This is a genomic window from Flavobacterium collinsii (assembly GCF_902804485.1).
Classification (GTDB): domain Bacteria; phylum Bacteroidota; class Bacteroidia; order Flavobacteriales; family Flavobacteriaceae; genus Flavobacterium; species Flavobacterium collinsii.
In genome coordinates this window covers 24,626-50,517 of the sequence record NZ_CADCST010000136.1, presented here as the reverse complement: position 1 = coordinate 50,517, position 25,892 = coordinate 24,626, and the positions used below count along the sequence as shown (strand labels likewise).

Sequence of the window (25,892 nt, the reverse complement as noted above, 5' to 3'; positions counted from 1 at the left end):
GGTTTTGCCCAGCAAGATGCACAGTTTACACAATACATGTATAATACCATAAATATAAATCCTGCTTATGCCGGTTCTCGCGGAGTTATGAGTATTTTCGGATTGTATCGCACCCAGTGGGTTGGATTGGATGGAGCACCCGAAACCAGCAGTTTTTCGTTAAATACACCAATAAACAATAATGTAGGTTTAGGAGTATCGTTAGTCAATGATAAAATCGGACCAACAAATGAAAACAATATATCAGCTGATTTCTCTTACTCAATACAAACATCAGCAACCGCGAAACTTTCTTTTGGTATTAAAGGTTCTGCCAATATATTTAAGCTGGATCCTACAAAGTTAAACCCGGAACATCAGGGAGATATCCAGTTTCAGGATTTTAAGAATAAATTTGCTCCAAATATCGGAGCCGGAGTTTACTGGCATACTGATAAAGCTTATGTGGGATTATCCGTTCCTAATTTTATTCAGACCAATCGTTATGATGACAATGAGACTGCTATTTACAAAGATCGTATCAACTATTATTTAATAGCAGGTTATGTGTTTAATCTGGATCGTTATGAAAACATAAAATTCAAGCCGGCTTTAATGACTAAAATGGTAGAAGGTTCACCATTACAAGTAGATGCATCGGCTAATTTTATGTTCAACGGTAAATTTGTGATCGGAGTAGCTTACAGATGGAGCGCCTCTTTTAGTGCTTTGGCAGGATTTCAGATAACCGATAGTATGTATTTAGGATATTCTTATGATCGCGAAACAACCCGATTAGTAAACTACAACTCAGGGTCGCATGAGATATTTCTGCGTTTTGAATTCTTAAAAAATTACAGCCGAATAACTTCACCAAGATTCTTCTAATTATGAAAATAAAAAAAATAGTATATACTGTCTTTATGTCTTCCGTTTTCTTTAATGGAATGGCACAAAAGTCAGGTTTAAAAAAAGCTGAGAAAGATTATAATCAATATGCTTACATAGATGCAATCGCTGTTTATGAAAAAGTTGCCAAGAAAGGATACAAAGATGAGAAAATGTTTCAATTATTGGGTAATGCCTACTATTTTAATGCAGAGTTAACCAAAGCTTTAAAGTGGTATGATGCTTTATTTGAATTAAATACAGAGCAGGAAACTGAATATTATTACAGGTATGCACATACTCTGAAATCTGTTGGCGATTATAAAAAATCAGATCAGATTCTGGAACTATTCAATCAGAAAATTATAACAGACAATAGAGGATTGTTATTTGAAAAGAATAAAAATTATTTGGAGCAGATAAAAAAGAATTCAGGTCGATTTGAAATATTCGATGCCGGAATTAATTCAAAGTACTCAGATTATGGAAGTTCTTTTTTAGATAATAAATTGGTATTTGCGTCTGCCAGAGATACGGGAGGAGTTGCCAAAGTAAAATTCAAATGGACCAATAAATCGTTTACAAATCTTTATTCGGCAGAATTAAATGCGGATGGTAGTATTGGAATTCCAAAGCGATTTGAAAGAAAGATCAATTCAAAATTTAATGAGTCAACTCCTGTTTTTACAAAAGACGGATTAACGATGTATTTTACCAGAAACAATTTCCTGAACGGTACAAAAGGAATAGACGACAAGAAAGTCACTTTGTTGAAATTGTATAAAGCAAGTTATATAGAGGGTAAATGGACGAATATCGTTGAATTACCTTTTAATAGCGATCAATACAGTGTGGCACATCCGACATTAAGTGTAGATGAAAAAAAGTTATACTTTGCTTCAGACATGCCGGGTACTTTTGGACAATCAGATTTGTATAGTGTGACTATTAATACTGATGGCAGTTTTGGTAAACCTGAAAATCTCGGAGCTGCAATTAATACAGAAGGAAGAGAAACTTTTCCTTTTATATCAGGAGATAATGAATTGTATTTTGCCAGCGACGGACGACCGGGACTAGGAGGACTTGATGTATTTGTTTCGACTATTAAAAAGGATTTGACGTTTAGCGAAGTTCAGAATGTTGGAGCTCCTATTAATACAAAACTGGATGATTTTGGTTTTATATTAGACACTAAAAACAGAACCGGTTTTTTCTCATCAAATAGAGATGGTGGACATGGTTACGATGACGTCTACCGTTTTTCGGAAACCAGAAAATTGGTTTGTGAGCAAGTTTTATCCGGAATTATTGTAGATGTTGAAACAAATGCAGCACTTGATAATGCTAAAGTAAATTTATTGGATTATCAATTTCAGATAATAGGTGAAATGGTAACAGGTGCAGATGGAGAGTATAACTTCAAAGTATATTGCGATAAAAAATACTATGTTAGAGCTATAAAGCGAGATTATGAAACTAAGGAAATATCTGTAATTATCGATAAAACTTATTTGACATTGTCCATGACAAAAGCAATATGTAAAGTCACTGTCGGAGATGATTTAGCGAAATGTTTTGGTATAAAAATGATTTATTTTGATCTGGATAAATCAGACATTCGTCCGGAAGCAGCTTTAGTCTTAGAAAAAATACTGAGTGTATTAAACCAATATCCGAATATGAAATTAGATATTCGTTCTCATACAGATAGTCGGGCAACATTTAAATACAATGAAGCTTTATCCGACAGAAGAGTAAATGCAGTTATTACTTGGTTAATTAAAAATGGAATAGCTGTTAATCGATTAAAAGGTAAAGGTTACGGTGAAACACAATTAGTGAATCAATGTGATGATGACATAAGATGTACTGAAGAGGAACATCAAGCTAATAGGAGAAGCGAGTTTATTATTACTTCAATGTAAAGGATATAAATAATGGAACTTTATTTTCTGCTTGGAGAGCCTGGTTTGATTTTTGCAATAAGTTATGTTTGAACGTGCTAATCAAATATCAAAAAAAATATGGATAAATTAATAATTTTGATTTATAAAATAAGTTTGTAAATTTTATCAGAGAGTTCTTAAAGTAAAGGATACTAATTTACTCAGTGATTTTAGATTATGCATGTTTTAAACCCAAGTAATTATATAAAATTTATGTTTTAATGACAACAGCATCACTTTATCGTGCTTCTTTTACTTTAAGCAACAAAAATATATCTGAACTATTCAATAAGGTAAAAGCACATTTATGCAGTAGCATAAAGAATTTCCTTCGCTGCTTCCTTTAATTAACCCCGTATTTTTTAATTCTTTTAGATGCTGTAATACCGTCGGCTATGAAAGTGGCAGTTCATTAACTATATCTCAATAAATACAGGGTTCTACTTTTAATAAATATTCCATAATAGCTATTCGGGCAGTATGCCCTAATGCTTTAGCCAAAACTGCAAGTTCGTTTTGACTGTTAGTAAAATGATCTGTTTTTGTTGCTCCCATCGTTATATGTTTATATTGAAATATATTTAATGTAAAAAATATTTTCTGCTAGTATCTGGAGCACTGTTTAGAGTTGATAAAATAAAGACTTGATTAGAATTTGTAAGTCCAATAAATAATTATAATCTAATTTATCGTAATATTTATACATCTATCATTTTAATTTGTACTTTAGTATAGGTTCAAGTGATTGATATAAAATGTTTTATTATCAAATACTAATAATGCAAGGTAATATCTTGCGCATAATTAATTATATGTTTTAATGTGAAATATCCATTTTTAATAATAATACTTTGATATACTTCTTACCTGCAAATATGGGAGTTATCAGATAATGATGTTGAATATAAATACATTGTTGGCACTTTAAATAAAAACACTTAACATGATAAAAACAATCACATTTGGTTTAGCAATTTTCTTAATGAGTTTTATGGGGTGTAATCAAACTTCAAAACAAAATGATTCGTTGAATTCGGCTGATGCTATATACTATGGTGGAGATATTCTAACAATGGAAGGAGATACTGCCAATTATGCAGAAGCCGTAGGGATCAAACAAGGAAAAATTATTTTCGTGGGTTCAAAATCCGATGCCAAGAAATTTCAGAGTGATTCGACCAAAATGAGAGACCTAAAAGGGAAAACTATGATGCCAGGATTTATAGATCCCCATTTACATCCTATTCTGGGTTCGGTAATTTTAAATACCAGTTTTGCATCTCCATTTGATTGGAATTTTCCTTGGGGAAAAGTAAAAGCCATTCGTGGACATAAATCTTTTATTAATAAAGTGGTTCAATACGATAAAGCTTTAAAAGATCATTTGGAACAATTAATTGTATGGGGTTATATGGAACCTTTTCATGGCCGTATTTCTCGCACGGAATTAGATTCAATTTCAGCTACTCGACCTATTGTAATTTGGCAGTATTCGGCTCACGAAATGTTTTTCAATACGGCAGCTCTTAAGAAATTTAAAATTACAGAAGCTGAAACCAAAGGCAATAGCCAAATTGATTATAAGTTAGGGAGATTTGTCGAGGCAGGTTTCTTCACCGTGGCATTACCCAAATTAGCTCCTTACTTAATGGGAGAAAAAGTAATGAAAGAAGCCATGAAGAAATTTAGTGCAGTGGTTCATCTTGGAGGAGTCACTACTGTTGGAGATATGGCACTAGGCGCATCAGGAAATATGGAAACCGATTTGAAAATGATGGGAACAATTTTAAATGATCCTGCTACACCTTTTAGAATCCAGTATACACTAGACCTTAATGCATTAGGTGTTATTAATGGAGACGGAGAAGAATCATTAGCAATTGTAAAAGAATTAGAGAAGAGAAAATCACCTCACATGCTCATTGGACACAGCATAAAATTATTTTCTGATGGTGCCTTTTTTGGTCAGGCCTTTCAAGTCGAACCACCAGGATATAATGATGGTCATCACGGAGAATGGATCATGCAGCCAGAACGTTTACATAAAACAATGCGTTTTTGGTGGGATGCCGGTTATACCATTCATATTCATTGTAATGGTAGCGGTGGGTTAACGGCAATTTTAGACGAATTGGAAATCCTGCAGAAAGAAAATCCCAGGAAAGACCACCGTCTGACTATTGAACATTTTGGGGAATCATCAGCAGATCAAGTAAAACGAATTGTTTATTTAGGAGCTGTGGTGTCGGCTAATCCGTATTATTTATTTTCTATGGGCGATAAATTCTCGGGCGATAAAATTCTCGGTAAAAAAAGAGGCTCAGAGTTGGTGAGATTAGGTTCGCTGCTTAAAAATAAAGTGCCTTTTGCATTGCATACCGATTTCACAATGGCACCTATTGAGCCATTACTTTTAGCGTGGGTTGCATCCAATAGAATAACTGCCGATGGTAATTTGCTTGCACCGGAAGAAAGAGTTCCAGTATATAATGCTTTGCAAGGGATTACCTTAAATGCTGCATTTGTTCTGCGTATGGAGAATGTTACAGGAAGTATTAAGGTAGGTAAAAACGCAGATTTTGTTATTTTACAAGAAAATCCAATGAAAGTTAATTCAATAAAATTGAAAGATATAAAAGTTTTAGAAACTGTTTATGAAGGACGAAATTATCCAATAGAAAGGTAAAGTCACAAACATAAATTTTAATATTATAAAACTCTATCTAACCAAAAAAGCCTGTAAAACAGTAATTTTACAGGCTTTTAAATTTTGTTTACTGCAGATAATTATACCTAATTGTGAAGTTATGAATATTCTTAATACATTTTTAAAGTTGTAATAAAAATCAATATAGTACCAAAAGTTACAATGTCTATTTAACGTAATTAGGAGAAACACAATTTTGCCAGTATTCCACGATATTCTTTATCATATCTTTCATTTTGTTAAAATCAGATGGCTTAATAAAAAAGCCCTGAACTGATTTTGAATAGGCTTCAACAACATACTGCTGTTCGGCAACGGTAGAAAAAAAACAAATAAGGTATGGATTTCATTTTTAAATCTTCATTTTCATGAACTTTTGCCCGCAGCTCTATTCCGTTCAACCTTGGCATATTTATGTCAGAGAATATAATAAAAGGCTCAATGGTGGTAGCTGTCAGGTATTCAAGCGCCTGCTCTCCATCGCTAAAAAAAAATGAGTTCATTTGGAGATTGAAGTTCTTTGAACATCTGTGCCAAAAACTCCTGATGGTCCTGATCATCTTCTATAATTATTATCGGCCCACTTTTATTCATAGTCTTATTTTACTTTATTTCGTGCAAGGTAGCAAATAAAAGTATGCTTTTTAGTACTGTTAGAAAAGGAAACGATTGTGCGTAAATTTGCCAATGATAAATTATCGTTTTTTAGTATGGGGCTTAACACAAAAATAATATGTCTTATTTTAATAGTAGCCGGACGAGGTAAGTATTTGAAAAACAAACTATTTTGATTTTAAGCCTAATAAATGATAATTATCGTAATTTAAATTTAATATGAGTATTTGTAGAGCTATCATTTTAATTTGTATTTTTAATAAAAATATAAATACTTGTATTTTAGTTGTTTAATTCTAAAAATATGAAGATGATAAAACAACTTAATAGTCTTAAGGAATCCAAATTTAATTCAAAATAAAGCATCAATGAAAATGAAAAACAAAATTATTATATATTTAGGTTTACTAAATATGTCGATGGTAAGTCAAGATACAGTTGCCTGTACAAGGGTTGTCTATAATGGACTAAATGGAATGATTATTACGGCACGCTCTATGGATTGGAAGACCGATATCCCTGCTAATCTATGGATATTTCCTCGCGGAATAGAAAGGAATGGTGAAGCGGGTAACAATTCTGTAAAATGGAAATCCAAATATGGAAGTGTGATAACCAGCTCATGGGATATAGCCTCCTCTGACGGAATGAATGAAAAAGGTTTGGTCAGTAATCTTTTATGGCTGGCTGAGTCAGATTTTCCTAAATTTGAAAAAAACGGAACAAAGAAAGGTCTTGCTGTTTCTCTTTGGGCACAATATACACTTGACAATTTTGCTACAGTAGCCCAGGCAGTAGCTTCATTTGAAAAGAATGATTTTTCAGTTGTTTCTTCTCATATTCCCGGTACGAATATTTTTGCTACAGTCCATCTGTCCATTTCTGATTCGACAGGCGACAATGCGATCTTAGAATATATTAATGGAAAGTTAGTGATTCATCATGATAAAAAATTTGTTGTAATGACAAACTCACCTATTTTTGAAGAGCAATTAGCAATTAACAGCTACTGGAAAGGAATTCCAGGAACAATTATGCTTCCTGGCACAAACAGGGCTGCTGACAGATTCACAAGAGCATCCTATTATATCGATGCTATACCAAAAACGGATAACACAAGAGTTGCAACAGCCAGTGTATTTGGAGTTATTCGAAACTGTTCTGTTCCACTTGGAATTTCCTCACCAACCGAACCTAATATTTCTTCTACAAGATGGAGAACTGTTGCGGATCAAAAAAACCTTATTTATTACTTTGATAATGTATTAAATCCTAATGTGATATGGGTAGAATTTAGTAAGATTGACTTTAGTGAAAAAGCTAAAATAAGAAAGCTGAGTTTGGAAAATAATGAAAACTACTCAGGAGAATCTTTAATTAACTTTAAAGCAGCTCAGTCTTTTAATTTTGCAGGTCTGGATTAAAATAAAATTTTAATAAGAGTAAACTAAAGGCAAAGCTCCAAAGTATTTTCTATTTTGGAGCTTTATTTATTAATCTCTTGAAGCTTGTGTTGTTCCTATTTCAAGATTGTATAAATGATACAATTAATTTCAAAAATATTTAAGTTTTAAATGGCTGCTTTTAACTGTTTTAAAGGGATTGACACAATAAATTCGGCTCCATTGTCCAGCTCTGATATTACCTTAATATTGCCATTGTGTCTTTTTACTATTTTTTTGCAAAGAGCAAGCCCAAGTCCGTTTCTTTCGAACTGATCTTTGGAATGTAGTCTTTCAAAGGCTGTAAAAATCTTTTCATAATTAGCTGAATCCAAACCAATACCATTATCTTTGATACTTATTTCCAGCAAGTCCTGACCATTGCGGTTCGACATTATTGAGGATATTATCACTCTTGGAGGTAAATCTGCTTTTTAAAACTTTAATTCATTACTAATTAGATTATAAAAAAGCTGCTGTATTAGTATAGGAGCTCCTTCAATTTTTGGAAGCTTACTTATGACTAATATTGCGCCTTTTTCTTTTATGATCAATTCTAAATCTATTTTAATATTTTCTATTACCTCATCTAGATTTATTAGTTCTACAACCTGCGTTTTTTTATCCAGAGTAGAATAAGCAAGAATCCCTTCTATGGTAGTTTGCATTCTTTCTGCTGATTGGTCTATTTTATTAAGATATTTTTTTGAATTTTCATTAAAATCAGTTTGTGGTTCATTTCTTAGCAGACTATTAAAAATTTTGATTTTTCGAACAGGTTCATTTAAGTCATGGCTAACCACGTTGGCAAAATGCAGGAGATCATCATTGTATCTTTGCAATTCCTGCGTACTTTCAGCAACTTGTTTTTTCAATTCTTCTTCAAATCTTTTATGTTCCTGAATATCCTGAATGATTCCAATAATGGCGGCTGGAGTACCATTTTCATCTTTTATGATTCTGCCGTTAATTTTAACCCATTTATGAGATTTGTCATCATTAACAATTCTTGCTTCGTAACACATTTTTCCAGTAATTTCAGCTTCTTTATATGCTTTTTCGCGCACAGCTAAATCTTCAGGATGTAATTTTTCTATTAATTGTTTCTCACAGTTATACGAGTCAATAGACCAGATAGAATTGAAATTCCCACAGGTTTTTATTTCTTTTGTTTCAAGGTCTATTTCATAGGTTCCCATACCGGATGACTCAATAGCGATCCTCAACCTTTCTTCTGCAATTTGCACCTGCAGCTTAGCTAATTGAAGATCAGTAACATCAACCCCTGTATCCATTATGCCATATACTTTCGCTTCTTTGTCAAAAAGGGGAATGAAACTATAGTTAAAATAATGGCTTTTCATTGAACCATTTATAACCAAATCTACTTTTTTATCCTTCGCATGAAAAGAGATTCCTGTTTTAAGAACTGCAAATGCCTCTTCAGATATATTCTGATTTTGAATTTCCGGTAAAATATCCAGATATTTTTTTCCAGTTACCTGATCCCCTTTACCCCAGGTTTTAATCATGGAAGGATTTGCTAATTCTACTGTAAGTTCTTCTCCTACATAAACGGCGATAGGTATAGGGGCATTATCCACTATGTCTTTCAAAAGCATTACATTATCGTACATCGGTGGTATCATTAGATTTTTCACGAAGCTACTTTGTTTATCAACTATTTAGTTATATAAAAATTTAAAACTATTTCATAATTTCAATATCCTAAGTAATTCTCTGTCAAAGCAGAAGCTTGTTTGAGTTTTTATAAACATAGTGTGTAATTAATGTCAATTTTTTGTTTACAATTGGCTAAAAAAGCATCTTCTATTTTGTAAATACTAATTTGAATTCAAAATTCACTGTATTTCAATTTTAATATTCATTTAAATATAAAAATACGTATTTTTGTTTAACTATATTTAAAAAACATTAAACAGAATAAATATGATAAAATCAATTATTGTAAATATCGACAATAGTAAATTAGATTTAGTCCAGATTGACCGAATTATAGAAATGGCATGGGAAGACAGAACCACTTTTGATGCCATAAAGTTTCAATTTAATTTATCAGAAGCTGACGTAAAGGCTTTAATGAAAAAAGAACTGAAATTTAGCAGTTATAAATTATGGCGCAAACGTGTTGAGAATTGCAAAACGAAACATTCAGCAAAACGTCCCGCCGAAATTGATCGTTTTAAATGCAGCAGACAAAGAGCCATTTCAAATAATAAAACCTCTAAACGATAAGAAAAATAGATGCATCTAATGAAAAAAGATAAACCAGACAATATAGTATTTTCTGACGAGTATGGTTATAATGCACACCTCTTGCCGTATGCTACAAGTGTTGGTGCGCCAGTAATAAAAGCGGATGATTTGGCAGGCTGGAAAACCATGGGTATCCATAAGGTAAACAAAGAATTCGAAAGTAAATTCAATGAATTAAAAGTTCAATATCAAAATTTAATCGAAGAATTTCAGTGGAATAAACTGGTGTACAATGCCAGATTTTCTTTTGAACCCATTGTTGGGGAAATTTATCATTTATATAAAGATGCAGATGGTTTTAATTTTCTCTCGCTAATTGCACCGGAAGAATGGACTAATGAATATGTGGGTACTTTTAGACTTAACAGTGATAAAAAATGGATCCTGATAACGCATAGAACGAGTGTTTTTTAATACAATTTGAAACAGATGAAAAATAAGTTAAATTTTAAAACCAGTGATCTTGAAAAAATGGAAAAACAGATTGTTGTACATCTCATAAACAGCCTTGGTGGTTTTAAAAGTGTGGCCTTGGTTGGAACTTCAGATATGCAGGGAAACACCAACTTGTCTATTTTTAGTTCATTTTTTCATATTGGTGCCAATCCACCACTCTTAGGAATGATTTTTCGTCCGAGTCCGCCCGAGCGTGATTCTATGAGAAATATTCTCGATACCGGTTTTTATACGATAAATCATATCAACGAAAGCATTTACAGACAAGCGCATCAGACATCGGCGAGATACGATAGAGACGTTTCAGAATTTGAAGCTACAGGATTGAGTAAAGAATATAAAAATGATTTTTTCGCTCCTTTTGTGCAGGAAAGTAACATACAATTAGGCATTGAATTTAAAGAGAAAATAGACCTTGCAATTAATAATACGAGTTTGATTATTGGCGAAATCGTTGAAATTTTTATTGCTGAGGACTGCCTAAGCAATGATGGTTTTGTAAATTTAGAAAAAGCCAATACTATAACCTGCTCAGGTCTTGACAGCTATCATAAAACGATACAGATGGACCGGTTGAGATATGCAAAACCCAATAAGGAAATCAACTCACTGCTGTAAAATTAAACATAAAAAAAAGTAAATATCACATCGTTTAAACGGGATCTGAGTTTTACAGATGACGAACAAAATCGGTATAGTCTGCCAAAGAATATCTGCATGGCGAAAAAAGAAGGAAAAAGTTTGAAATGAAGTAAAATACTGCAGTAATAAATGCAGAAGTAGTAAATAAAATGAATAAAACTTTAAGACTTATTCTTGGCGATCAGCTCAATAGTAATCATTCCTGGTTTAATACTGTTGATGATTCTGTATTCTATGTCATGATGGAAATTCGTTCTGAAACGGATTATGCAACGCATCATATTCAAAAAGTAGTTGGAATCTTTGCTGCTATGCGTGCTTTTTGCTCAGAATTAAAATCGAATAATCATCAGGTTATTTATATTAAATTGAATGATAAAGACAATTTGCAATCCTTCGATAAAAATTGTGAAAGTCTAATTTCTAATTATAATTTCACTGATTTTGAATATCAATTACCTGACGAATATAGGGTTGATTTGGTTTTGAAAAAAATTGCCAAATCAATTTCGGGCAAGTCATTTGATTCGGAACATTTTTACACTTCCCGTAATGAATTGGGAGCCTTTTTTGAGGGAAAGAAAACATATATGATGGAAAGTTTTTACAGAGCCATGCGAACCAAACATAATATTCTTATGGAAGGAGGCAAGCCGCTTACAGGTCAATGGAATTATGACAGTGATAACCGAAAAAAAATACCCAAAAACCACAAGCCAATTACACCATTTGTTTTTAATACTGATCTTTCGGATATTTTTGAAGAAATTAATAAAACTAGTATAAAGACAATAGGAACAATTGATTCAAAAGACTTTTTCTGGCCCATAAACAGAAAGGAATCCTTGCAATTGTTAGATTTTTTTCTCGCAGAGTGCCTTCATTTATTTGGAAGTTACCAGGATGCCATGATGCCAAACGAATGGTCTTTATATCACTCTAGAATTTCATTTTCTATGAATGTAAAAATGATTTCGCCTAAAGAAGTTGTTCAGAGAGCTATTGAAGAATGGAAAAAGCGTCCTGATGAAATTCAGTATAACCAAATAGAGGGTTTCGTGCGTTAGATCATTGGTTGGCGTGAGTACATGCGGGGTATTTACTGGCTCAAAATGCCTGAATTTGCTTCTCTGAATTTTTTCAATCATCATCAAAAATTACCCAAATGGTTCTGGACAGGAAAAACAAAGATGAATTGTCTTAAAGATGCCATTAATCAATCCTTAGACTATGCCTAAGCACATCATATTCAACGCCTCATGATTACCGGAAATTTTGCCCTTTTGGTAGGAATTGATCCAGACGCAGTTGATGCCTGGTATCTTGGTATTTATATAGATGCTTTTGATTGGGTTGAAATTACCAATACGCGAGGGATGAGTCAGTTTGCAGATGGCGGCATTGTTGGTACAAAACCGTATACAAGTTCAGCCGCCTATATTGATAAAATGAGTCATTACTGCGGTACCTGCTTTTATAATAAAGCAAAAAAAACGGTGGACAAAGCATGCCCTTTCAATAGTTTGTATTGGAACTTTTATGATAGACATGAAGATAAGCTTGGTAATAATCCAAGGATTGGAATGATGTATAAAGTATGGCATAAAATGAAGCCATAAGATAAATCAGGATTATTGAAACAGGCAGATTATTACTTGAAAAATATTGATGAGTTGTAAATGAAAGAATTATTTTGGATTCAATAAATATTTTAAATCAACTAGTTAAAATTAAACGGCAAAATTTATTTTAAAACAGGTTCAATTACTTTAAATAATAAAATATTTGGTTTGCCAATTTTAGTACAAAATTATTTTGCCAGATGATTTAATGTCTTTTTAATTTTTATAATTAATTATGTAAATTATAAGTAAATTCATTTTTTGATATTGTTTTTCACGGGAAGATTTTCCTTGGGATAAGTTCTCTAAATGAAATTATTTTATTTTCCTTAAATTAAAAGCTATTTTATGTATAAGCCGTTTAATATTTTTGAAAAAAATCTTAATGTACTGGCACAAAACCCTAAAAAAAAGCTACTTCTTAGAAGATTTGGCTGAGTTAGTTATTCCTTTATCTGGTGTACTGGAAGGGAGTATATTGATACAGCGAACCAATCAGGCATTAGTTTTAGAAGCATTAATAGTATTGGATAGTCAAGGCTTTATAATTTTAGATGCAGCTACAGATAAATGTTTTATAACTATTAAAAGGCTTATAAATATAAATAGCAGCTAATTTCTTAATTGATTCGTATACTTTTGATTTACTATCTTAAAATTTATATAAATAGCTTTAATTTTTAGTTACTTTTTATAGTTGCCTAATAATTTGTCCCTCAGTATATAATTTTAATTTATATTAAAATAATCTTCAGTTACGAAAATCAGTAAAATATAATTTAAGCTATTTAATATATTTGAAATAATGAAAGATAAATGTAAAAATATCGTTGATGAAGAAAAACTTAATTTAAATTTGAAGTTTGCTCAAATTGACAATAAATACAAACGAATTAAATGTAATTTGTATGTAAGTTTTTTTTATAATTATGATATTAGCTATAATTGGTTTTTCTTTTTTAGTGTAAAATCATTTTGGTTTTGAAATTCTAAAAATTATTGATTTAATTTAAAACGATGTTTTCTTACCCTAATGCAAAGCACATTAAAAATCGTCTGCACCATCAAGACCATTCTTGTACAACTGTCTAGTGGCAACATCTTAAATTCTGCAAGCTTCGTTAGATTTCTAAGTACTATTTTGGGAGATAAATTAATAGCATAGAAAGCTCCAAATATTGAGTCTAATTCTTCTGAGGGTTGCACATTATATGAATCTCCAATTCACGTAAGAATAATTTTATCCTAGTTTAAATTCCTTGCCTGTAGTATCGTGATAATTGACAGTTTGCGAAGATTCTCAATTGTGTATCCGCTTTTGGTTTGCATAACAATTATCGAAAGTGTCCAAAATAGTAAAACACAAACATCGTTAATTATATTGCGATTGGGTAATGAGCAATATAATTAACGATGTTGTTCCATTTTAAAGCGCTCCGCAATTGCCAGACCAAAGGAAGCCAATTGCGGGGCGGCGGGCATCAGCCCACCATTATGGGTTCTGATTTAAAACTTCCTAAATTCAGAAAAAATCCCCTTTGGGAGATCATCCCTTCACGAAAGAGCTTCCATAAAAGCGATGCCCCCATACTAGCAAGTGTACTGTTAATAAACAAATCCTGTTTTTCAAGTGCCTCGGCAAGGGAACAGCTCGGCTCATTTTTATCGCTCTGTACTTCGAGTAATTCCTTAAATTCATCTGTTACCATTGGAAGACTCGGCACAGTCCTATATAGTTTGGAATCAGGCTGTTGGATTTCGCTGATGGTAGAAAGTATCGCCTGTCCAGTATTTTGGGCATTGCCGAGGTCTATCCAATAGAGTGATTTGGTACGCTCAAAATCGCTGTTTCCATTACAATTCAGCAGAAAATCTGCAATATCAAAACGTGCTGATATGGTATCCACACAACTGATGTACAGATTTGCCCTGCCACGATTGGGAAGTGATTTCAGATTCGCTACTGCGAACTGCTCGGTTACTGCTTTCCAGTTCGTGCCGAAAAAACGGTTGGTGCGGTTGATGAGTGCCACGGCTTTGGGCAGTCCAACCTCAGCATCTGCAAAAAGCTGTCGCCCCTGATTGGCCTGAGTAACCACATCATCATCAAATAAATGAACCTGCAATCCTGCATGACCCAAAGCGATAAGGCTGTGGTTCATTCTTGCGAGTTCGGTCAGCATCCTGCTTCCTGTTCCTCCTGCGCCAATGAGATTTACCGTTATGGGATTAGTCGGGTTTATCAGGTAATTGTGTGTGTAATGCATTGTTTTTTGAGTGTTCATGATAGTGTATTTTTAATGGTTAAATCATTTTTGAGTAAGGATTTTATTTGAAACGGTTTGGCACTACCCACAAGTTTCTGCCAAAGCTGAATAATGTTCCCTTTTACAGGACTTTTACTTCCAATGAGATGACTGAAATAGCTGTTAAAAAATACTGTTCCCACAGCGCAATAAACTCTTCCAAGTGGCAGTTGGATTTTATGTTTATAGATACCGTACCCATACAGACCCTGCCATCGGTGTATACATTAAAAAAGGGTGCATGATATAACTTAGTCTGTTCGTTTATCTGCGTTTCGTTATCTATTGCATAAATATAAAGGGTACTTTTAGAGGCTTTCCAAAGCAAAGGCGGTACGAATGCATCGCCGTTTGTAATCCCTAAACTTTCCACAAAAAATAAAATGACTTTTTGAGCAGGGGTGTACCAAATAGCAGAACCATCGTGCTCGGGATTGAGGTGCAGTACATTTTTAGGTAACAGTCCTGATGGCTTTAGAAATTTACGTGTGAGTTCGTCTGAGGTATCAAGGGCACTGGCAAGCTGTGTACTTTCTTTAAGGCTTAAGGGATGGGCATTTATGGGACAGCCATTTTTATCCATGTTATAGGCTTCCACATAAATGGATTTTTCAGCGGTATCTTTCTGATAGACTACAAAGGCTTTTACGGGATTGTATAGGCTTCCGAATTTTTGGGTTATATCTTTCATGGCATATTGTTTAAAAGGGTGCATACATCATTTAAAAGCGGAAACAATCTGTGTTCAAAATCTAGCGCTTTTTGCGTTAATTCGTTTTGGGCATCATAAATTTGCAGGAGTGTCGGTTCTTCTATTTCGGAGCATTCATTAAATTCATCATTGATTACCCGTGCAATATTTTCATAAAGTGCTCCATCGGTATCTGCGATAAAAGAAATGTACTGTTCTGCCCTTATAATTCCTTCCTCGCTTTCAAATTCCCGATTTGATGTACTTTGAAAAATAGTGCCCGCAGGATATTCGATCATTAGTGCCAATGCCTGCTTAGCAACACTCAGACAGTCTTTTTCAAAATCAGTATTGGATTTATAACTGTCGATACGTTTTTGAAAGACGTTTAAATGATACGGATTGTACATTTTACGGTGCATCACATCTCCATAATAAGAAGCCGTGTTTAATTCTGAAATCATACTATTTCCGCCTTGGCACTCTTCATCCTCCAATTCATCAATGAGCCATTCTTCCATACATTCATAATGGAAATACAGACAACTGCTGTCTTCCCTGTAATAGGGAATCCCTGCAATATGGTAGAGATAGGCAAAAACAGAGAGCAGTAATTCTGCGGTTTGTTTTTGTTTCCTGTTTTGCAACAGCCTGTACAGGGGCAGTACAGGAATATAGTACAGGGTATTGCATGTATTATAACTATGTTTGGTTGCTAATTTTACACTTCCATCATCATCCTGCATAATGGACAATTCAATATCGCAACCCAAACTATTTAGCTGTTTCTGAGCATCTGAATGTGCCAAGAGTATGTTATAGGGATAGGATTTGCCTGTGGTGTCCAAAACTTCAAAACCATACAGTCTTGTCAGCAGGGCAAGCGAACTGAAAAAATTTTTTTCCATCTGATTTTGGTTTGGTATTTTTTTACCCATTTCGAATAAAGGCAGAAAGGAATGCCTTAAAAAACCATCGGCAAAAGGTCGAGCGGAGCCGAACTGTTTGGACTGTTTTTTACTTCCTGCGCATCTGCAAGCCGGTCTGCGTTTTCTGCCCATGTCCCTAAATGTCTGTATAGTCTGCATAACCTTTTTATTTTTTGGCAGTCTGATACTGCCTGTTATCGTTTTCGTTTTCATGGTTTATCCTTTTGTTCCGATCTTTGATACAAATTTGTACTGCACAGCATCATCATTTATAACGGGTCCCTCTATGGATGCAGTGGTCAGGATGGGATAGGTCTGTGCATAAAAGTTCAATACCGCTTCGGGACTGAATGACGGGGATGGATCAGCGAGTTTAATATCTGTTTCTTTATCCCTGAAAATAAATATGCGCTCTAAGGTGGTTGCTGTTAACATGGTTCATCTGTATTAGGGTCATTGAAAAGGTCTATTGGAAATTTATCGGAAAGCTCTGCTTTGCGGGCGTGAATAATATCCTTGTATTCAGGATAGAGTTCAGCATTTGGTACTTTCATCCATGCTTCTTTAAATTTCCCTGCCGTTTCGAGTTCTTCTGCTTTTTTCATGGCTGATTCATACTGCTTCTGCAATTCGGATTTTTCCTTATCCTTTTTGAGAATGTTGTCTTTTTCCATCTGCGAACTCACTTTTGCCTGCTCTTTTTCTTTAAGGAACTGCTCCATATTGGCAAAAAGCTGTGCGGTATTTTGTACAGGGGCTTCAATCGCCTGAAAAAATCCTTTGTCGAGTTCCTCAGCCGTACCTTTGAGCAAAATTGGCGGTACTTTTTTTCGGGCATCATCGCCAACGGTATCGTTAAAAAATAATACCGATACAATGAATTTGTCGGTATCTTCCCTGGCTATGTTTATTTTCCAATTCCCTGCGACCTGCAAGGAAAGGACTGCTTTAAAAAAATTGGTTTCCATGGCTTTACTGTTTGTTTTCTTTTACTTCTAAATCACTAATTTTCATTAGCTTTTCATAGATATCCTGCCAATAGGCTTGTCGTTTCTTGTCAAACTTTTCAAAGATTTTGTCCGTATGGGAAAAATTTCTAAAATAGTCTGCCTGCTTTATCGCTTCGGCTAAATTGGTAACCTCTACATTTTCTCCGTTTTTATCTTCTATCTGTATCATGCAGTCAGGGTTTAAAAGGACAGGCATAACCTGCCTGTCCTAATTGGTTAATTAAGAATTAAAGCATCTGAACCTTTACTTGCAAAATCCACACAAAGGTTAAAAGCGGATTGTGTGCGAATCTGCGCTGTGCCTCCCATCAAAAGGGAAGTTAATTTTGCTTCCTCATCTTTGTAATTTCTCATATTCTGGAAATAACCCGTTACGGCATTGTACGCCCCAAAGACAGTTCCTTTTGTGGTGTCCATCAATTGTGTGGGGTTGCTCATAGCGTACTCGAAAGCACTATCGACCATATTGGTAAAACAAGTTGAAAGTTCATCCTCTTTACCATCTTGTATGGTTTTCAGTACCTCTTTGCTCGGAACAAGGGCAGACTGTATCAGCTTTTTAACTTCATTGTCCCTGATTCTGATTTTTGTCCAATGGTTAAAAATGGATTCCATCTGCGCTGAGAGCCTATCGGATATACCCATTACTTTGTGCGCCTGTTCCAAACGCTGTTTAGCATTAGAAGTATGACGAATACGAATGGTGTTGGTCTTGTTGTTCATAGCGGCATTAAGGGTATTGTTGCATACGATACGGATAGGCGTGAATGCTGCAGTTATGCTTCCGCTTCCATCATGGGAAGTGGTCAGGAAAAGATATTTTTCAATCAAATCATCGTTACCAACTCTGATATAATCAGGCAGTTTAGCTGTTATAAAAATGCGTTCTCCTTTTCCAAGTGCTCCTGCGGTTTCATATAAAATTCCGTCACCGCCTACGATGCTGTCAAAAAAAGAAAAGGCATCCCTGTTTTGTACAATCTGGTAATCTTTGCCTACCACACCGAGTACGGCATCATTATCGGTGCGCACCGTAGTGAAATAATTCGGGACTTCTATTTTATTGTGAATGCTTTCATTATCCAAAATAATTTCGGCTGAAGTGGGTGTAAATAGCTTTCGTTTTTCTACTTCATAATCCAAACCTGCGTGTAAAATAGCTTCGGCGCTTGTTGGATAATCGGTAATGATCTGTCCTAAATTGTGCCATGCTGTTTGTTTAGTGCTGAAAAAACTATGTTTTCCTGACTGCTCGTTGTAATTTATATGGTGTGCCATGATGTTAAATTTTAAGTGATTGTTATGTTTGTTAAAAAGGTACGTCCTGTGCTTTTTTTGCTTTCTTTTCCTTTACTGCTGAACTGGCTTTAGCTGTTTCTTCTTTTTTAGGAAAAACCAAAATTTTAATATTATTGGTGTGAAAGGTCAAAGTGCCCATTGCTACACCTTCGTTGTTATTGTACACGTTCAAACCAATGCGCCCAAAGAGCTGTACGAGAGTTCCTTTTTTAAGCCACTGTGCTGTATTGGCATTCAACCAATACGAACAATTGATATAGGTTGTTACTTCTTTTACTTCGGTACTGCCTTTAGGCTTGTAGTTGTCATTGATGGCAATACTGAAATTGACCACTTGTTTTTCACTGTTCACTTTTTGAACTGATGCATCTGCTGTTACTCGTCCTGTGATTTCCATAATTTTAATATTTAAAGATTACTACTGTTTAATTTTTCTCTAATTCTGCCCTAACAAAAATTGTTTTCAAAAGAAAAACGGAAAAAAAGAAAGCAAGATGCCAGTGGATTAAGGATGCGCAAGTGCTATAAGTCCCGAAGGGTGGCAAGGGAAGCGCCGCCATTATGCGCACGCAGCATGCTTGAGCCACTATCTTAGCTGCCCTTTTAGTCCGTTTCGAGTAGAAAGCTTTAAAAAAAATCTTAATGGACTTTAATTGGAATTTAGTTAGACTATATTTATTAGGAGAGTTCTAAAATTAGCATAGCCTTAAGAAGATTTTGCGACGTTTTTTGAACAAAAAAAAAAATCTGATACTTTTTGTATCAGATTTTTTTAGGCTTTGGAACTAGCATGTAACGCATTTGAAATCACAGGCAGATAAATGAGTCATGAATATTTTAATTTTGAATATCCGGCAACTAGATGCTGAGAGCATTTGTTATAATAACTAAAGGATTTCTATTTGAAATTTCGATTGCAACGCTATTTTATTGGCATCACTCAGTTCAGGGACTGATATAAAGAGCTTATTTTTTGCCCTGCTTACTCCCACATAATTTATCCTGTGTTCTTCATTGTTTTCTATATCGGGATTTAATATAAATAGTAGGTCTTTCTCTTCAGAAAGGATCAATAAAACGTTGTCAAATTCATCACCCTTTGCTTTGTGTATTGTTTTATCATGGCTTAAGTCTTCTGGTATTTTGACACATAGAGACATCTGTTCATACGAATGAGCATCATAAAATGTCTTGGCACCACCACTTCTTAAATCTGAAATTTCGGGCTTTATGTCGCGCTTGAGAATAGTAAAGAAATTAAATAGGCTCCCATTTTTATAATTATCATACTCTGAAAGAAGGAAAACGATATGATCTAAACAAACCCGTCTACCAATAGATGGATCAGTTCTAGTTTTAAACTCTTTTTCCATCTCCTTAATTGCGTCTTTGAATTTTCCTTCCTTTGCATATTCAATTGCTTTGATACATATTGCGACAATTTTACTTCGGTATTTATTGCTACTACTGGCTTTATCTACATCAGCTAATTCCTCGAACAGCTTTGAATTATGAATGCCGGAAACTTCTTTTTTCATTACATTTGCCGTAATATTATCCCTTGACAATGAATATATAGGTTCATTAGTACACAATAGTTTAACCTTTTGTGAAGCGGAAATAATTTCACCAACAATTATCATTGGTTTCATATTGGATTCGTTCCTATATTTTTCCTGCTTTATATCAGCTCGAATTAGATTAAGAGCATCAATAATCTCATTAGTACTTCTTCTGTTTTCTTTCATCACATAGTTAACCATGTCTGGTAGTTGAAAGAGTTGAAATTGAGTTGGATCTGCTCCCTGAAATTTATATATTGACTGCGCTTTGTCACCGATAATTCCTATTATGCTTTCATGCATTCCGATTTCTCTAAAAATTGCTACTTGTATAGGGCTACTATCTTGAAATTCATCAATAAAGATATAAGGGAATTTTGCTCGTAGAACTTCAAGAACGAAAGGGAATTTCTTTATTATCTGATAACTAAAAAATAACACATCATCATGGTGTATCATACCTTTTTCCCATGTCATTTTCTTGTACTCAAAATAAGAAGCGGTTTTAATTGAATATGATCCTACCTTATGGGGATAATCTGTCATAGCTACTAAATTCCCACTCGTATCAAATTTCCATTTGATTGCTTTAAAAGCTTTTACTATTAAATTGTCTTCCCTAATACGCTGTTGTCCAGTTTTAGTTTTCCACTCATTAAGAAATCCGTAATTAGATAAAATAACATCGTCATGTCCATCCATTTCCGAGATGTTTAGACCATATTCCGAAGCGATAAGCGGTGCATAAGGTTTTAGAATTTGTTTATATAAAAAACTGTGAATTGTTGAAATTTCAGCACGTTCTGCGGATGTTCCTAATCTGGTAAGTATTGTTTCTACAGCTATATTAGTATAGGTAATACAGGCTATTTTTCTGGTTTTTTCCAGTCGAGCAGATCTGTGTAAAATATTTTTTATATGCTCACTGAGCCAATGGGTTTTACCAGCTCCAGGGCCTGCAGAAACACGAAAGTGCTGTTCAATATTTTCTAGTTTACTTTCCGAAGTTATTTCTATTACTGACATATCCAATTGATTGCTTCTTTAATATAGCCGGGTACAACAAAATCTTTGTATGCTGGATCTTTTTTTATTTCTATATTTTCTAGTAAAGCATACGCTAAATCTAATGCATTTTCACCTTTACCCACAGAATTTAAATAACGTGATGCAATAATTGCCTTCTTTTTATTTTCATCATCCCAAAGGGCTGTGTCAGCAGCCGTAATACTTTCAATTATTCTTTTATTTTCATCGCTAGATCTTAAAATCGCAATTAAATCACCAGAAGGTTTTCCATCAGAGTATAATTTCATTAGTTCTAATATTTCTTTGTGGTTACTAATTGATTCTGTTAATAATAAATCGGATGCCGGATTAGTGATTAATAAATCATACTCTAGAGTTTTTCCTTTAGATTCATCCTGAGTAAAAAATGTAATGTTTGCATGTGATCCTGCAGGATATTTTAAAGAAGCGGTATTGAATGTATAGTCATATACAGTTACATCCTGGTTGTATTCATATGGATAGCATTTTTTAAATTTTCCTTTGATTTTAACTTTGCTTTCAGGGTCTCTATCAGTGATACAGGCAACTTTTTTATGGATTGTATGTGGTTTCGTACTGTCGAAAAGATGCAGAAAATGATCAAAAAAACGTCCACCAACATTAATTATGGCAGTATGATTATCTTCTAGTGATTTATTTTCATATTGGGCAAATACAGACATCAGTAACTGTTCGGCAAGACCTTCAACCAATATTACATTTTTAGCGAAAAGCATATCTGATTTTGTTGCATCTAAGAAGCGTTGTACATATTTTTTACTTTTCTCGTCAGGAAAAACTTTTCCCGGATACCCAATTGTCGTAATACCATTTTCATTATGTAGGCAAATAATTTCATCTAATGAAACTGCCGATGTAATATTTGTAGAGTGCGAGGTAACAAATATCTGCCTTACTTTGTTTTCTTTTTTGTTTTGTTTAAGGAATTTTAAAAATTTATACTGCATTGCTGGATGAAGATGAGCCTCAGGTTCTTCTATTGCTAAAGTTGCGAAAACTTTAGAGTTACTTCCCATATAAGCGCCGTTTGAATTGACCTGCATTTTTGCAAGTAAAAGAGACATATAGATCAAATTATTGTAACCTAATCCATTATGTGTAGCTGGAATTTTGATTCCGCTTTCGTATTCCACAATTAGTTTGAGGACTGAAAACATTTCAACATCGCTCATACTGCCTTCAAAATTTGGTTTTGCTTTGTTGAATGATGCTCCCGTTTCGTTTGCGTAAGATAATATCTGCTTTTTCCCTTGATCCATTCGCGCCTGTAACATACCTATCAACTCTTCAGCTTTATCAGAAAAAGCAAGTTTACGAAGCTTAATTTCTGCCAGTTTAGCAGTTTTTGATTTGGTTGCTTCGGGCTCATTTTTTATTTCATAATCCATAAAAAAATCAAAAACATCTCTAAGGAGTGTATTCCTGCCCGTTAGCATATCTCTTTCAACATCTCTGATAGCATCTAAAAACTGGAAATCAAACTTTTGCAAGGATTCGCTATCAGCTGCCGCTTGATTTGAAATTTCGCCACCCCAAATTTTGTGGGTATAGAGTCTTATAAAATCATGTTTAATGATTTTCCATGCCTTTTCTCTGGCTTTGATAGCATCTGTTTCGACTATTGCGTTTATTGCCACAAGGTAGCCTGGAATTTCTTTTTCAGGCAAGAAAAACTCATATGTTAGTAATGCCTCATATGATCTTTCTAATTTGGTGAGCCAATTGCCAATCGTTACAAGGTCATCAGGTTCGACGTGAGTTCCTTTGTTTATTTTAACCGAGATGCTAATTTTTGGAGGATTTAATTTTAGTTCATCGATTGTAATGGATTTATTAAAATCATCTGTTTCAAGACGTTTAATTCCTTTGTAATCAATTACTAATGAAAGTGCTTTTAATAAGTTCGTCTTTCCTGCATTATTATGACCTATGATAACATTTACACCTTCATTAAACTGAATTTCACTTTCTTTGAAATTTCTGAAGTTTTTAATATCTATTTTGGATATATACATTTTACTGATTATTGATTAGTCCCTTTTTTATAGTTTAAATGGACTAACAAATATAATCGATTTGAAATGCAGTTTTGTACGGAAAACCGTAATGTATTAGCATCATTAATTGTAATTTACTCTTCCAAGTTTATATTTAAAAATAGAAGGTATAAAAATATCTTTCATAGCTTATATTTTAGGTTTTTTAGATGATATTAATTTTTTGATATATCTATAATTTCTTTTGTTATAGCATCGGAATGGCTCAAGTCAAAACTTATCCCTTTTAATTTCAACTCCTCATTTATTGCAGTTTTATCAAATTGTAATTTTTCCAAAAGATATTTATGTTTGATTTCAAAGGTTCTGAAGAGATCATCCCATGTCAAAGCAAATATTTCATATTTTCCAGATTGATGTACTAGAAATTTTTTCCCTTTGTCTTTAAAAGCTTCATATTGCTTGTCAATATAAGAATCTACTTTATTACTGATTACATAGAATTTCCATTTACGCGTCTGACTATTGAATTGATCCTGTTTCATTATAAAATCGAGGTAATCATCAATCTGCCTAAACTGTTCTTTGCCAATAGTAACTGATGGCCTCTTTAATTCGACCATTATATTTTCTTCCATGTGATATTCTGAATCGCGCGAATCAGGGATGTTGTTTTTGCGGCACATAAAAATATCGGGCCTTCTTTTCCAATCATAATCAGTTAGTTGTTTCGGTTCTTTTTCTTCATCAATAATGTATAAATATTGACTTAAAAGATGCTGAAAATGCTCATCGGCCGAGGCAAGATGGTATTGTTCACCGAAAAGCCAATAACTTTCTTCAATAGCTATTTGGATATGATTTCTTTCGGTCGTGAATTTTTTTAGATCGAAAACTAGTTTACCTAGAAGCTCGACAGTTTTGAATCTGTTTTCTATCAATTTGATGGTATGGAGTATTTTTGAAAAACTACTCTTTTTTAATACAGTTACCAACTCACTTCGTTCTTGGGCTGAAAGATTTACAATACCTTCAATTATTGTCAATATGTTTTCACGTTCATCTGTATCGAGTAAAAGGTTAAGGAAACCCAAAAAAGTTTTTTCCTGCTCAGATTTTAACCCTTTAAAAACTTTCGGCTGTACACAGTATAATTCTTTAACTACAGTAATCAGATCACGTTTTCTTTCCAGATCATATTTATTATTTGAAAATTTTGGAAATACACCTTTTGTTTCCAGCCTTGATACCAACTCTTCTGCTGCATTTCCCCTAATGAAATCTTTTTGCTTTCTGAATAACAATTCATTTAAATCAGCCATCAATACTTTAAACGTTTTATTGTTCTCAAGCGGGCTAAACAAATTATTATTTTCATTATCATCAACGTTTGAATCGAAAGAATCAAAAAAGACGGACTCAATGAAAACGCTATGATGGAAGGCAATTGCATTATTATTGTAAGTCGTTAATTTTTTAAGGATTTCACGTTTTTCTGAATTCAAGAAGTAATAGAAATACTTGTCACCAATACTATCAGACCATCGAAGATAGGTAACAAGAAACTTATGTTCTTTTTTGTTCTCGTCTATAATGATTAATTCTTTCTTATCACTATCCGGTATAAATTGTTCATATAGTATAGGTTCTCCATTGATTTCTAAAGTATATCCTGAGTCTTTATTTAAAAATAGAAACCAGCCAAATTCTTTAGAAAGGAAATTTTTAAATTCTTCGCTGGAGAATGAGTATACAGTTACATTGAACAAATCTTCTAAAAGTACGTTAGTTCCGGTTTGTGAAGCCTTAGAAACTTTTTTATTGGTATCATCATACTCATCTTTTCTGGCTTTATTGATGATAATATCGTATTCAAACAGTTTTCCTTCATGCTTATAAATGGTATGCCAAGTTGCTTTAGTAGCAAATGTAGAAAAGGAAAAACGTCCTTTACCCTTTTTACCTCTGTTGTAAGAAGAGCGTTGATATGAATTTCTTTTAAGAGAATCCAGGAAACTTCCAAAGGTAGAACTTAAGTTTTGTAAATCGATTCCTTCTCCATTATCTGAAACAATAATCTTTTCAATAGAATCAATCTCATTAGGTTCGAAAATTATATTAACTTTTGTAGCCTTTGCATCGAAACCGTTCCAAATTAATTCTGATATAGCCTGCTTGTAGTCCTTTGGAATACCTGCCGAATCAATACTGCTATTACTTATGTTTGCTTTATTTTTCATTTTCTGTAATCAAAATTAAAATGCACTATGGATACGAAGATAGTAATTAATTTATCTTTATATATTGTAAATTGATTAACTGCACCTATGTATAGGTGTATGCCATATATTAAAATATTCCGTTTTTTAATTACATGATCTAAAATCTTCTGACACTCGTTTAAGAATATTGGAATTTGAAAAGAGAGAATTAACAGTCTGAAAGATTGA

Annotated in this window: 23 protein-coding genes and 1 pseudogene; 10 read left to right on the top strand and 14 right to left on the bottom strand. The window is 33.6% G+C overall.

Features of this window, described 5'->3' with window-relative positions; all coding sequences use genetic code 11:
• Both FLA105534_RS21360 and FLA105534_RS21355 read left to right on the top strand, forming a co-directional pair.
• Nucleotides 1–867: PorP/SprF family type IX secretion system membrane protein (locus FLA105534_RS21360; protein ID WP_173968104.1), on the top strand; the 867-nt coding region annotated here is incomplete at its 5' end.
• Nucleotides 868–869: 2 nt separating this feature from the next.
• A complete protein-coding gene (locus tag FLA105534_RS21355) occupies nucleotides 870–2,795 on the top strand; it encodes an OmpA family protein (RefSeq protein ID WP_173968103.1) in 1,926 nt (641 codons plus the stop codon).
• A gap of 324 nt (nucleotides 2,796–3,119) precedes the next feature.
• Here FLA105534_RS21355 and FLA105534_RS21350 read toward each other — a convergent pair.
• A pseudogene (locus FLA105534_RS21350) lies at nucleotides 3,120–3,371 on the bottom strand (ArsR/SmtB family transcription factor); the annotation flags it as partial.
• A 388-nt stretch (nucleotides 3,372–3,759) separates the two neighbouring features.
• Between FLA105534_RS21350 and FLA105534_RS21345 the strand changes: the two are divergent.
• Both FLA105534_RS21345 and FLA105534_RS21340 read left to right on the top strand, forming a co-directional pair.
• Nucleotides 3,760–5,502 carry an amidohydrolase gene (locus tag FLA105534_RS21345; RefSeq protein WP_173968102.1) on the top strand — a complete coding sequence of 581 codons (1,743 nt, stop codon included), beginning with the start codon at nucleotides 3,760–3,762 and terminating at the stop codon, nucleotides 5,500–5,502.
• Between the two features lie 1,010 nt (nucleotides 5,503–6,512).
• A complete protein-coding gene (locus tag FLA105534_RS21340; protein WP_394368057.1) occupies nucleotides 6,513–7,562 on the top strand; it encodes a linear amide C-N hydrolase in 1,050 nt (349 codons plus the stop codon).
• Between the two features lie 146 nt (nucleotides 7,563–7,708).
• Here the strand turns inward: FLA105534_RS21340 and FLA105534_RS23870 are convergent, their stop codons facing one another.
• A complete protein-coding gene (locus tag FLA105534_RS23870) occupies nucleotides 7,709–7,975 on the bottom strand; it encodes an ATP-binding protein (RefSeq protein WP_246253290.1) in 267 nt (88 codons plus the stop codon).
• A 39-nt stretch (nucleotides 7,976–8,014) separates the two neighbouring features.
• Entirely contained in the window at nucleotides 8,015–9,241 is a 1,227-nt protein-coding gene (locus FLA105534_RS21335) for a PAS domain-containing sensor histidine kinase (RefSeq protein WP_246253289.1), read from the bottom strand.
• Nucleotides 9,242–9,530: 289 nt separating this feature from the next.
• Between FLA105534_RS21335 and FLA105534_RS21330 the strand changes: the two genes are divergently transcribed.
• The 6 genes from FLA105534_RS21330 (at nucleotide 9,531) to FLA105534_RS21310 (ending at nucleotide 13,193) form a co-directional block, all read left to right on the top strand.
• Nucleotides 9,531–9,836, top strand: coding sequence for a TIGR03643 family protein (locus FLA105534_RS21330; protein ID WP_173968100.1), 306 nt, complete (start codon nucleotides 9,531–9,533; stop codon nucleotides 9,834–9,836).
• Nucleotides 9,837–9,854: 18 nt separating this feature from the next.
• The gene (locus tag FLA105534_RS21325; RefSeq protein WP_173968099.1) at nucleotides 9,855–10,271 is read left to right on the top strand and encodes a DUF2452 domain-containing protein; all 417 of its coding nucleotides are present in this window, start codon (nucleotides 9,855–9,857) and stop codon (nucleotides 10,269–10,271) included.
• A gap of 15 nt (nucleotides 10,272–10,286) precedes the next feature.
• Nucleotides 10,287–10,931, top strand: coding sequence for a flavin reductase family protein (locus FLA105534_RS21320; protein ID WP_217427721.1), 645 nt, complete (start codon nucleotides 10,287–10,289; stop codon nucleotides 10,929–10,931).
• 173 nt (nucleotides 10,932–11,104) lie between these two features.
• The gene (locus FLA105534_RS24000) at nucleotides 11,105–12,022 is read left to right on the top strand and encodes a cryptochrome/photolyase family protein (protein ID WP_317168233.1); all 918 of its coding nucleotides are present in this window, start codon (nucleotides 11,105–11,107) and stop codon (nucleotides 12,020–12,022) included.
• A 192-nt stretch (nucleotides 12,023–12,214) separates the two neighbouring features.
• Nucleotides 12,215–12,574 carry a cryptochrome/photolyase family protein gene (locus FLA105534_RS23995; protein ID WP_317168232.1) on the top strand — a complete coding sequence of 120 codons (360 nt, stop codon included), beginning with the start codon at nucleotides 12,215–12,217 and terminating at the stop codon, nucleotides 12,572–12,574.
• Between the two features lie 373 nt (nucleotides 12,575–12,947).
• A complete protein-coding gene (locus tag FLA105534_RS21310; RefSeq protein ID WP_173968098.1) occupies nucleotides 12,948–13,193 on the top strand; it encodes a hypothetical protein in 246 nt (81 codons plus the stop codon).
• Between the two features lie 865 nt (nucleotides 13,194–14,058).
• On the opposite strand, the gene FLA105534_RS21305 is transcribed toward FLA105534_RS21310, so the two are convergent.
• The 11 genes from FLA105534_RS21305 to FLA105534_RS21255 all read right to left on the bottom strand — a co-directional run bounded on the left by FLA105534_RS21305 (nucleotide 14,059) and on the right by FLA105534_RS21255 (nucleotide 25,682).
• The gene (locus FLA105534_RS21305) at nucleotides 14,059–14,862 is read right to left on the bottom strand and encodes a PRTRC system ThiF family protein (protein ID WP_173968097.1); all 804 of its coding nucleotides are present in this window, start codon (nucleotides 14,860–14,862) and stop codon (nucleotides 14,059–14,061) included.
• Nucleotides 14,863–14,965: 103 nt separating this feature from the next.
• Nucleotides 14,966–15,574 (bottom strand): PRTRC system protein B, encoded by a 609-nt coding sequence (locus tag FLA105534_RS21300; protein WP_317168231.1) that lies wholly within the window; start codon nucleotides 15,572–15,574, stop codon nucleotides 14,966–14,968.
• Nucleotides 15,571–16,482 carry a hypothetical protein gene (locus tag FLA105534_RS21295; RefSeq protein ID WP_173968096.1) on the bottom strand — a complete coding sequence of 304 codons (912 nt, stop codon included), beginning with the start codon at nucleotides 16,480–16,482 and terminating at the stop codon, nucleotides 15,571–15,573. The genes FLA105534_RS21300 and FLA105534_RS21295 overlap by 4 nt, the downstream gene beginning before the upstream one ends.
• 237 nt (nucleotides 16,483–16,719) lie before the next feature.
• Entirely contained in the window at nucleotides 16,720–16,938 is a 219-nt protein-coding gene (locus FLA105534_RS21290; protein WP_173968095.1) for a PRTRC system protein C, read from the bottom strand.
• Entirely contained in the window at nucleotides 16,932–17,471 is a 540-nt protein-coding gene (locus tag FLA105534_RS21285) for a prtrc system protein e (protein WP_173968094.1), read from the bottom strand. Before FLA105534_RS21285 ends, FLA105534_RS21290 begins: the two co-directional genes overlap by 7 nt.
• A gap of 4 nt (nucleotides 17,472–17,475) precedes the next feature.
• Nucleotides 17,476–17,682, bottom strand: a complete 207-nt coding sequence (locus tag FLA105534_RS21280) for a hypothetical protein (protein ID WP_173968093.1) — start codon at nucleotides 17,680–17,682, stop codon at nucleotides 17,476–17,478.
• A gap of 47 nt (nucleotides 17,683–17,729) precedes the next feature.
• Complete coding sequence (locus FLA105534_RS21275) at nucleotides 17,730–18,791, bottom strand: DUF932 domain-containing protein (protein WP_173968092.1); 1,062 nt, start codon at nucleotides 18,789–18,791, stop codon at nucleotides 17,730–17,732.
• A 31-nt stretch (nucleotides 18,792–18,822) separates the two neighbouring features.
• Complete coding sequence (locus FLA105534_RS21270) at nucleotides 18,823–19,209, bottom strand: single-stranded DNA-binding protein (protein WP_173968091.1); 387 nt, start codon at nucleotides 19,207–19,209, stop codon at nucleotides 18,823–18,825.
• Nucleotides 19,210–19,699: 490 nt separating this feature from the next.
• A complete protein-coding gene (locus tag FLA105534_RS21265; protein ID WP_173968090.1) occupies nucleotides 19,700–21,400 on the bottom strand; it encodes a UvrD-helicase domain-containing protein in 1,701 nt (566 codons plus the stop codon).
• On the bottom strand, nucleotides 21,391–23,460 hold the full coding sequence (locus FLA105534_RS21260) for an ATP-dependent nuclease (RefSeq protein ID WP_173968089.1): 2,070 nt from the start codon (nucleotides 23,458–23,460) through the stop codon (nucleotides 21,391–21,393). Before FLA105534_RS21260 ends, FLA105534_RS21265 begins: the two co-directional genes overlap by 10 nt.
• Nucleotides 23,461–23,657: 197 nt before the next feature.
• The gene (locus FLA105534_RS21255) at nucleotides 23,658–25,682 is read right to left on the bottom strand and encodes an ATP-binding protein (protein WP_173968088.1); all 2,025 of its coding nucleotides are present in this window, start codon (nucleotides 25,680–25,682) and stop codon (nucleotides 23,658–23,660) included.
• Between the last annotated feature and the right edge of the window lie 210 nt (nucleotides 25,683–25,892).

Bases quoted from the DNA above. Each gene is read 5' to 3' on its own strand.
- FLA105534_RS21355 (WP_173968103.1), top strand. From the start codon at position 870: ATGAAAATAAAAAAAATAGTATATACTGTCTTTATGTCTTCCGTTTTC.
- FLA105534_RS21345 (WP_173968102.1), top strand. From the start codon at position 3,760: ATGATAAAAACAATCACATTTGGTTTAGCAATTTTCTTAATGAGTTTT.
- FLA105534_RS21340 (WP_394368057.1), top strand. From the start codon at position 6,513: ATGAAAAACAAAATTATTATATATTTAGGTTTACTAAATATGTCGATG.
- FLA105534_RS23870 (WP_246253290.1), bottom strand. From the start codon at position 7,975: ATGTCGAACCGCAATGGTCAGGACTTGCTGGAAATAAGTATCAAAGAT.
- FLA105534_RS21330 (WP_173968100.1), top strand. From the start codon at position 9,531: ATGATAAAATCAATTATTGTAAATATCGACAATAGTAAATTAGATTTA.
- FLA105534_RS21325 (WP_173968099.1), top strand. From the start codon at position 9,855: ATGAAAAAAGATAAACCAGACAATATAGTATTTTCTGACGAGTATGGT.
- FLA105534_RS21320 (WP_217427721.1), top strand. From the start codon at position 10,287: ATGAAAAATAAGTTAAATTTTAAAACCAGTGATCTTGAAAAAATGGAA.
- FLA105534_RS24000 (WP_317168233.1), top strand. From the start codon at position 11,105: ATGAATAAAACTTTAAGACTTATTCTTGGCGATCAGCTCAATAGTAAT.
- FLA105534_RS23995 (WP_317168232.1), top strand. From the start codon at position 12,215: ATGATTACCGGAAATTTTGCCCTTTTGGTAGGAATTGATCCAGACGCA.
- FLA105534_RS21305 (WP_173968097.1), bottom strand. From the start codon at position 14,862: ATGAACACTCAAAAAACAATGCATTACACACACAATTACCTGATAAAC.
- FLA105534_RS21300 (WP_317168231.1), bottom strand. From the start codon at position 15,574: ATGAAAGATATAACCCAAAAATTCGGAAGCCTATACAATCCCGTAAAA.
- FLA105534_RS21295 (WP_173968096.1), bottom strand. From the start codon at position 16,482: ATGGAAAAAAATTTTTTCAGTTCGCTTGCCCTGCTGACAAGACTGTAT.
- FLA105534_RS21290 (WP_173968095.1), bottom strand. From the start codon at position 16,938: ATGTTAACAGCAACCACCTTAGAGCGCATATTTATTTTCAGGGATAAA.
- FLA105534_RS21285 (WP_173968094.1), bottom strand. From the start codon at position 17,471: ATGGAAACCAATTTTTTTAAAGCAGTCCTTTCCTTGCAGGTCGCAGGG.
- FLA105534_RS21280 (WP_173968093.1), bottom strand. From the start codon at position 17,682: ATGATACAGATAGAAGATAAAAACGGAGAAAATGTAGAGGTTACCAAT.
- FLA105534_RS21275 (WP_173968092.1), bottom strand. From the start codon at position 18,791: ATGGCACACCATATAAATTACAACGAGCAGTCAGGAAAACATAGTTTT.
- FLA105534_RS21270 (WP_173968091.1), bottom strand. From the start codon at position 19,209: ATGGAAATCACAGGACGAGTAACAGCAGATGCATCAGTTCAAAAAGTG.
- FLA105534_RS21265 (WP_173968090.1), bottom strand. From the start codon at position 21,400: ATGTCAGTAATAGAAATAACTTCGGAAAGTAAACTAGAAAATATTGAA.
- FLA105534_RS21260 (WP_173968089.1), bottom strand. From the start codon at position 23,460: ATGTATATATCCAAAATAGATATTAAAAACTTCAGAAATTTCAAAGAA.
- FLA105534_RS21255 (WP_173968088.1), bottom strand. From the start codon at position 25,682: ATGAAAAATAAAGCAAACATAAGTAATAGCAGTATTGATTCGGCAGGT.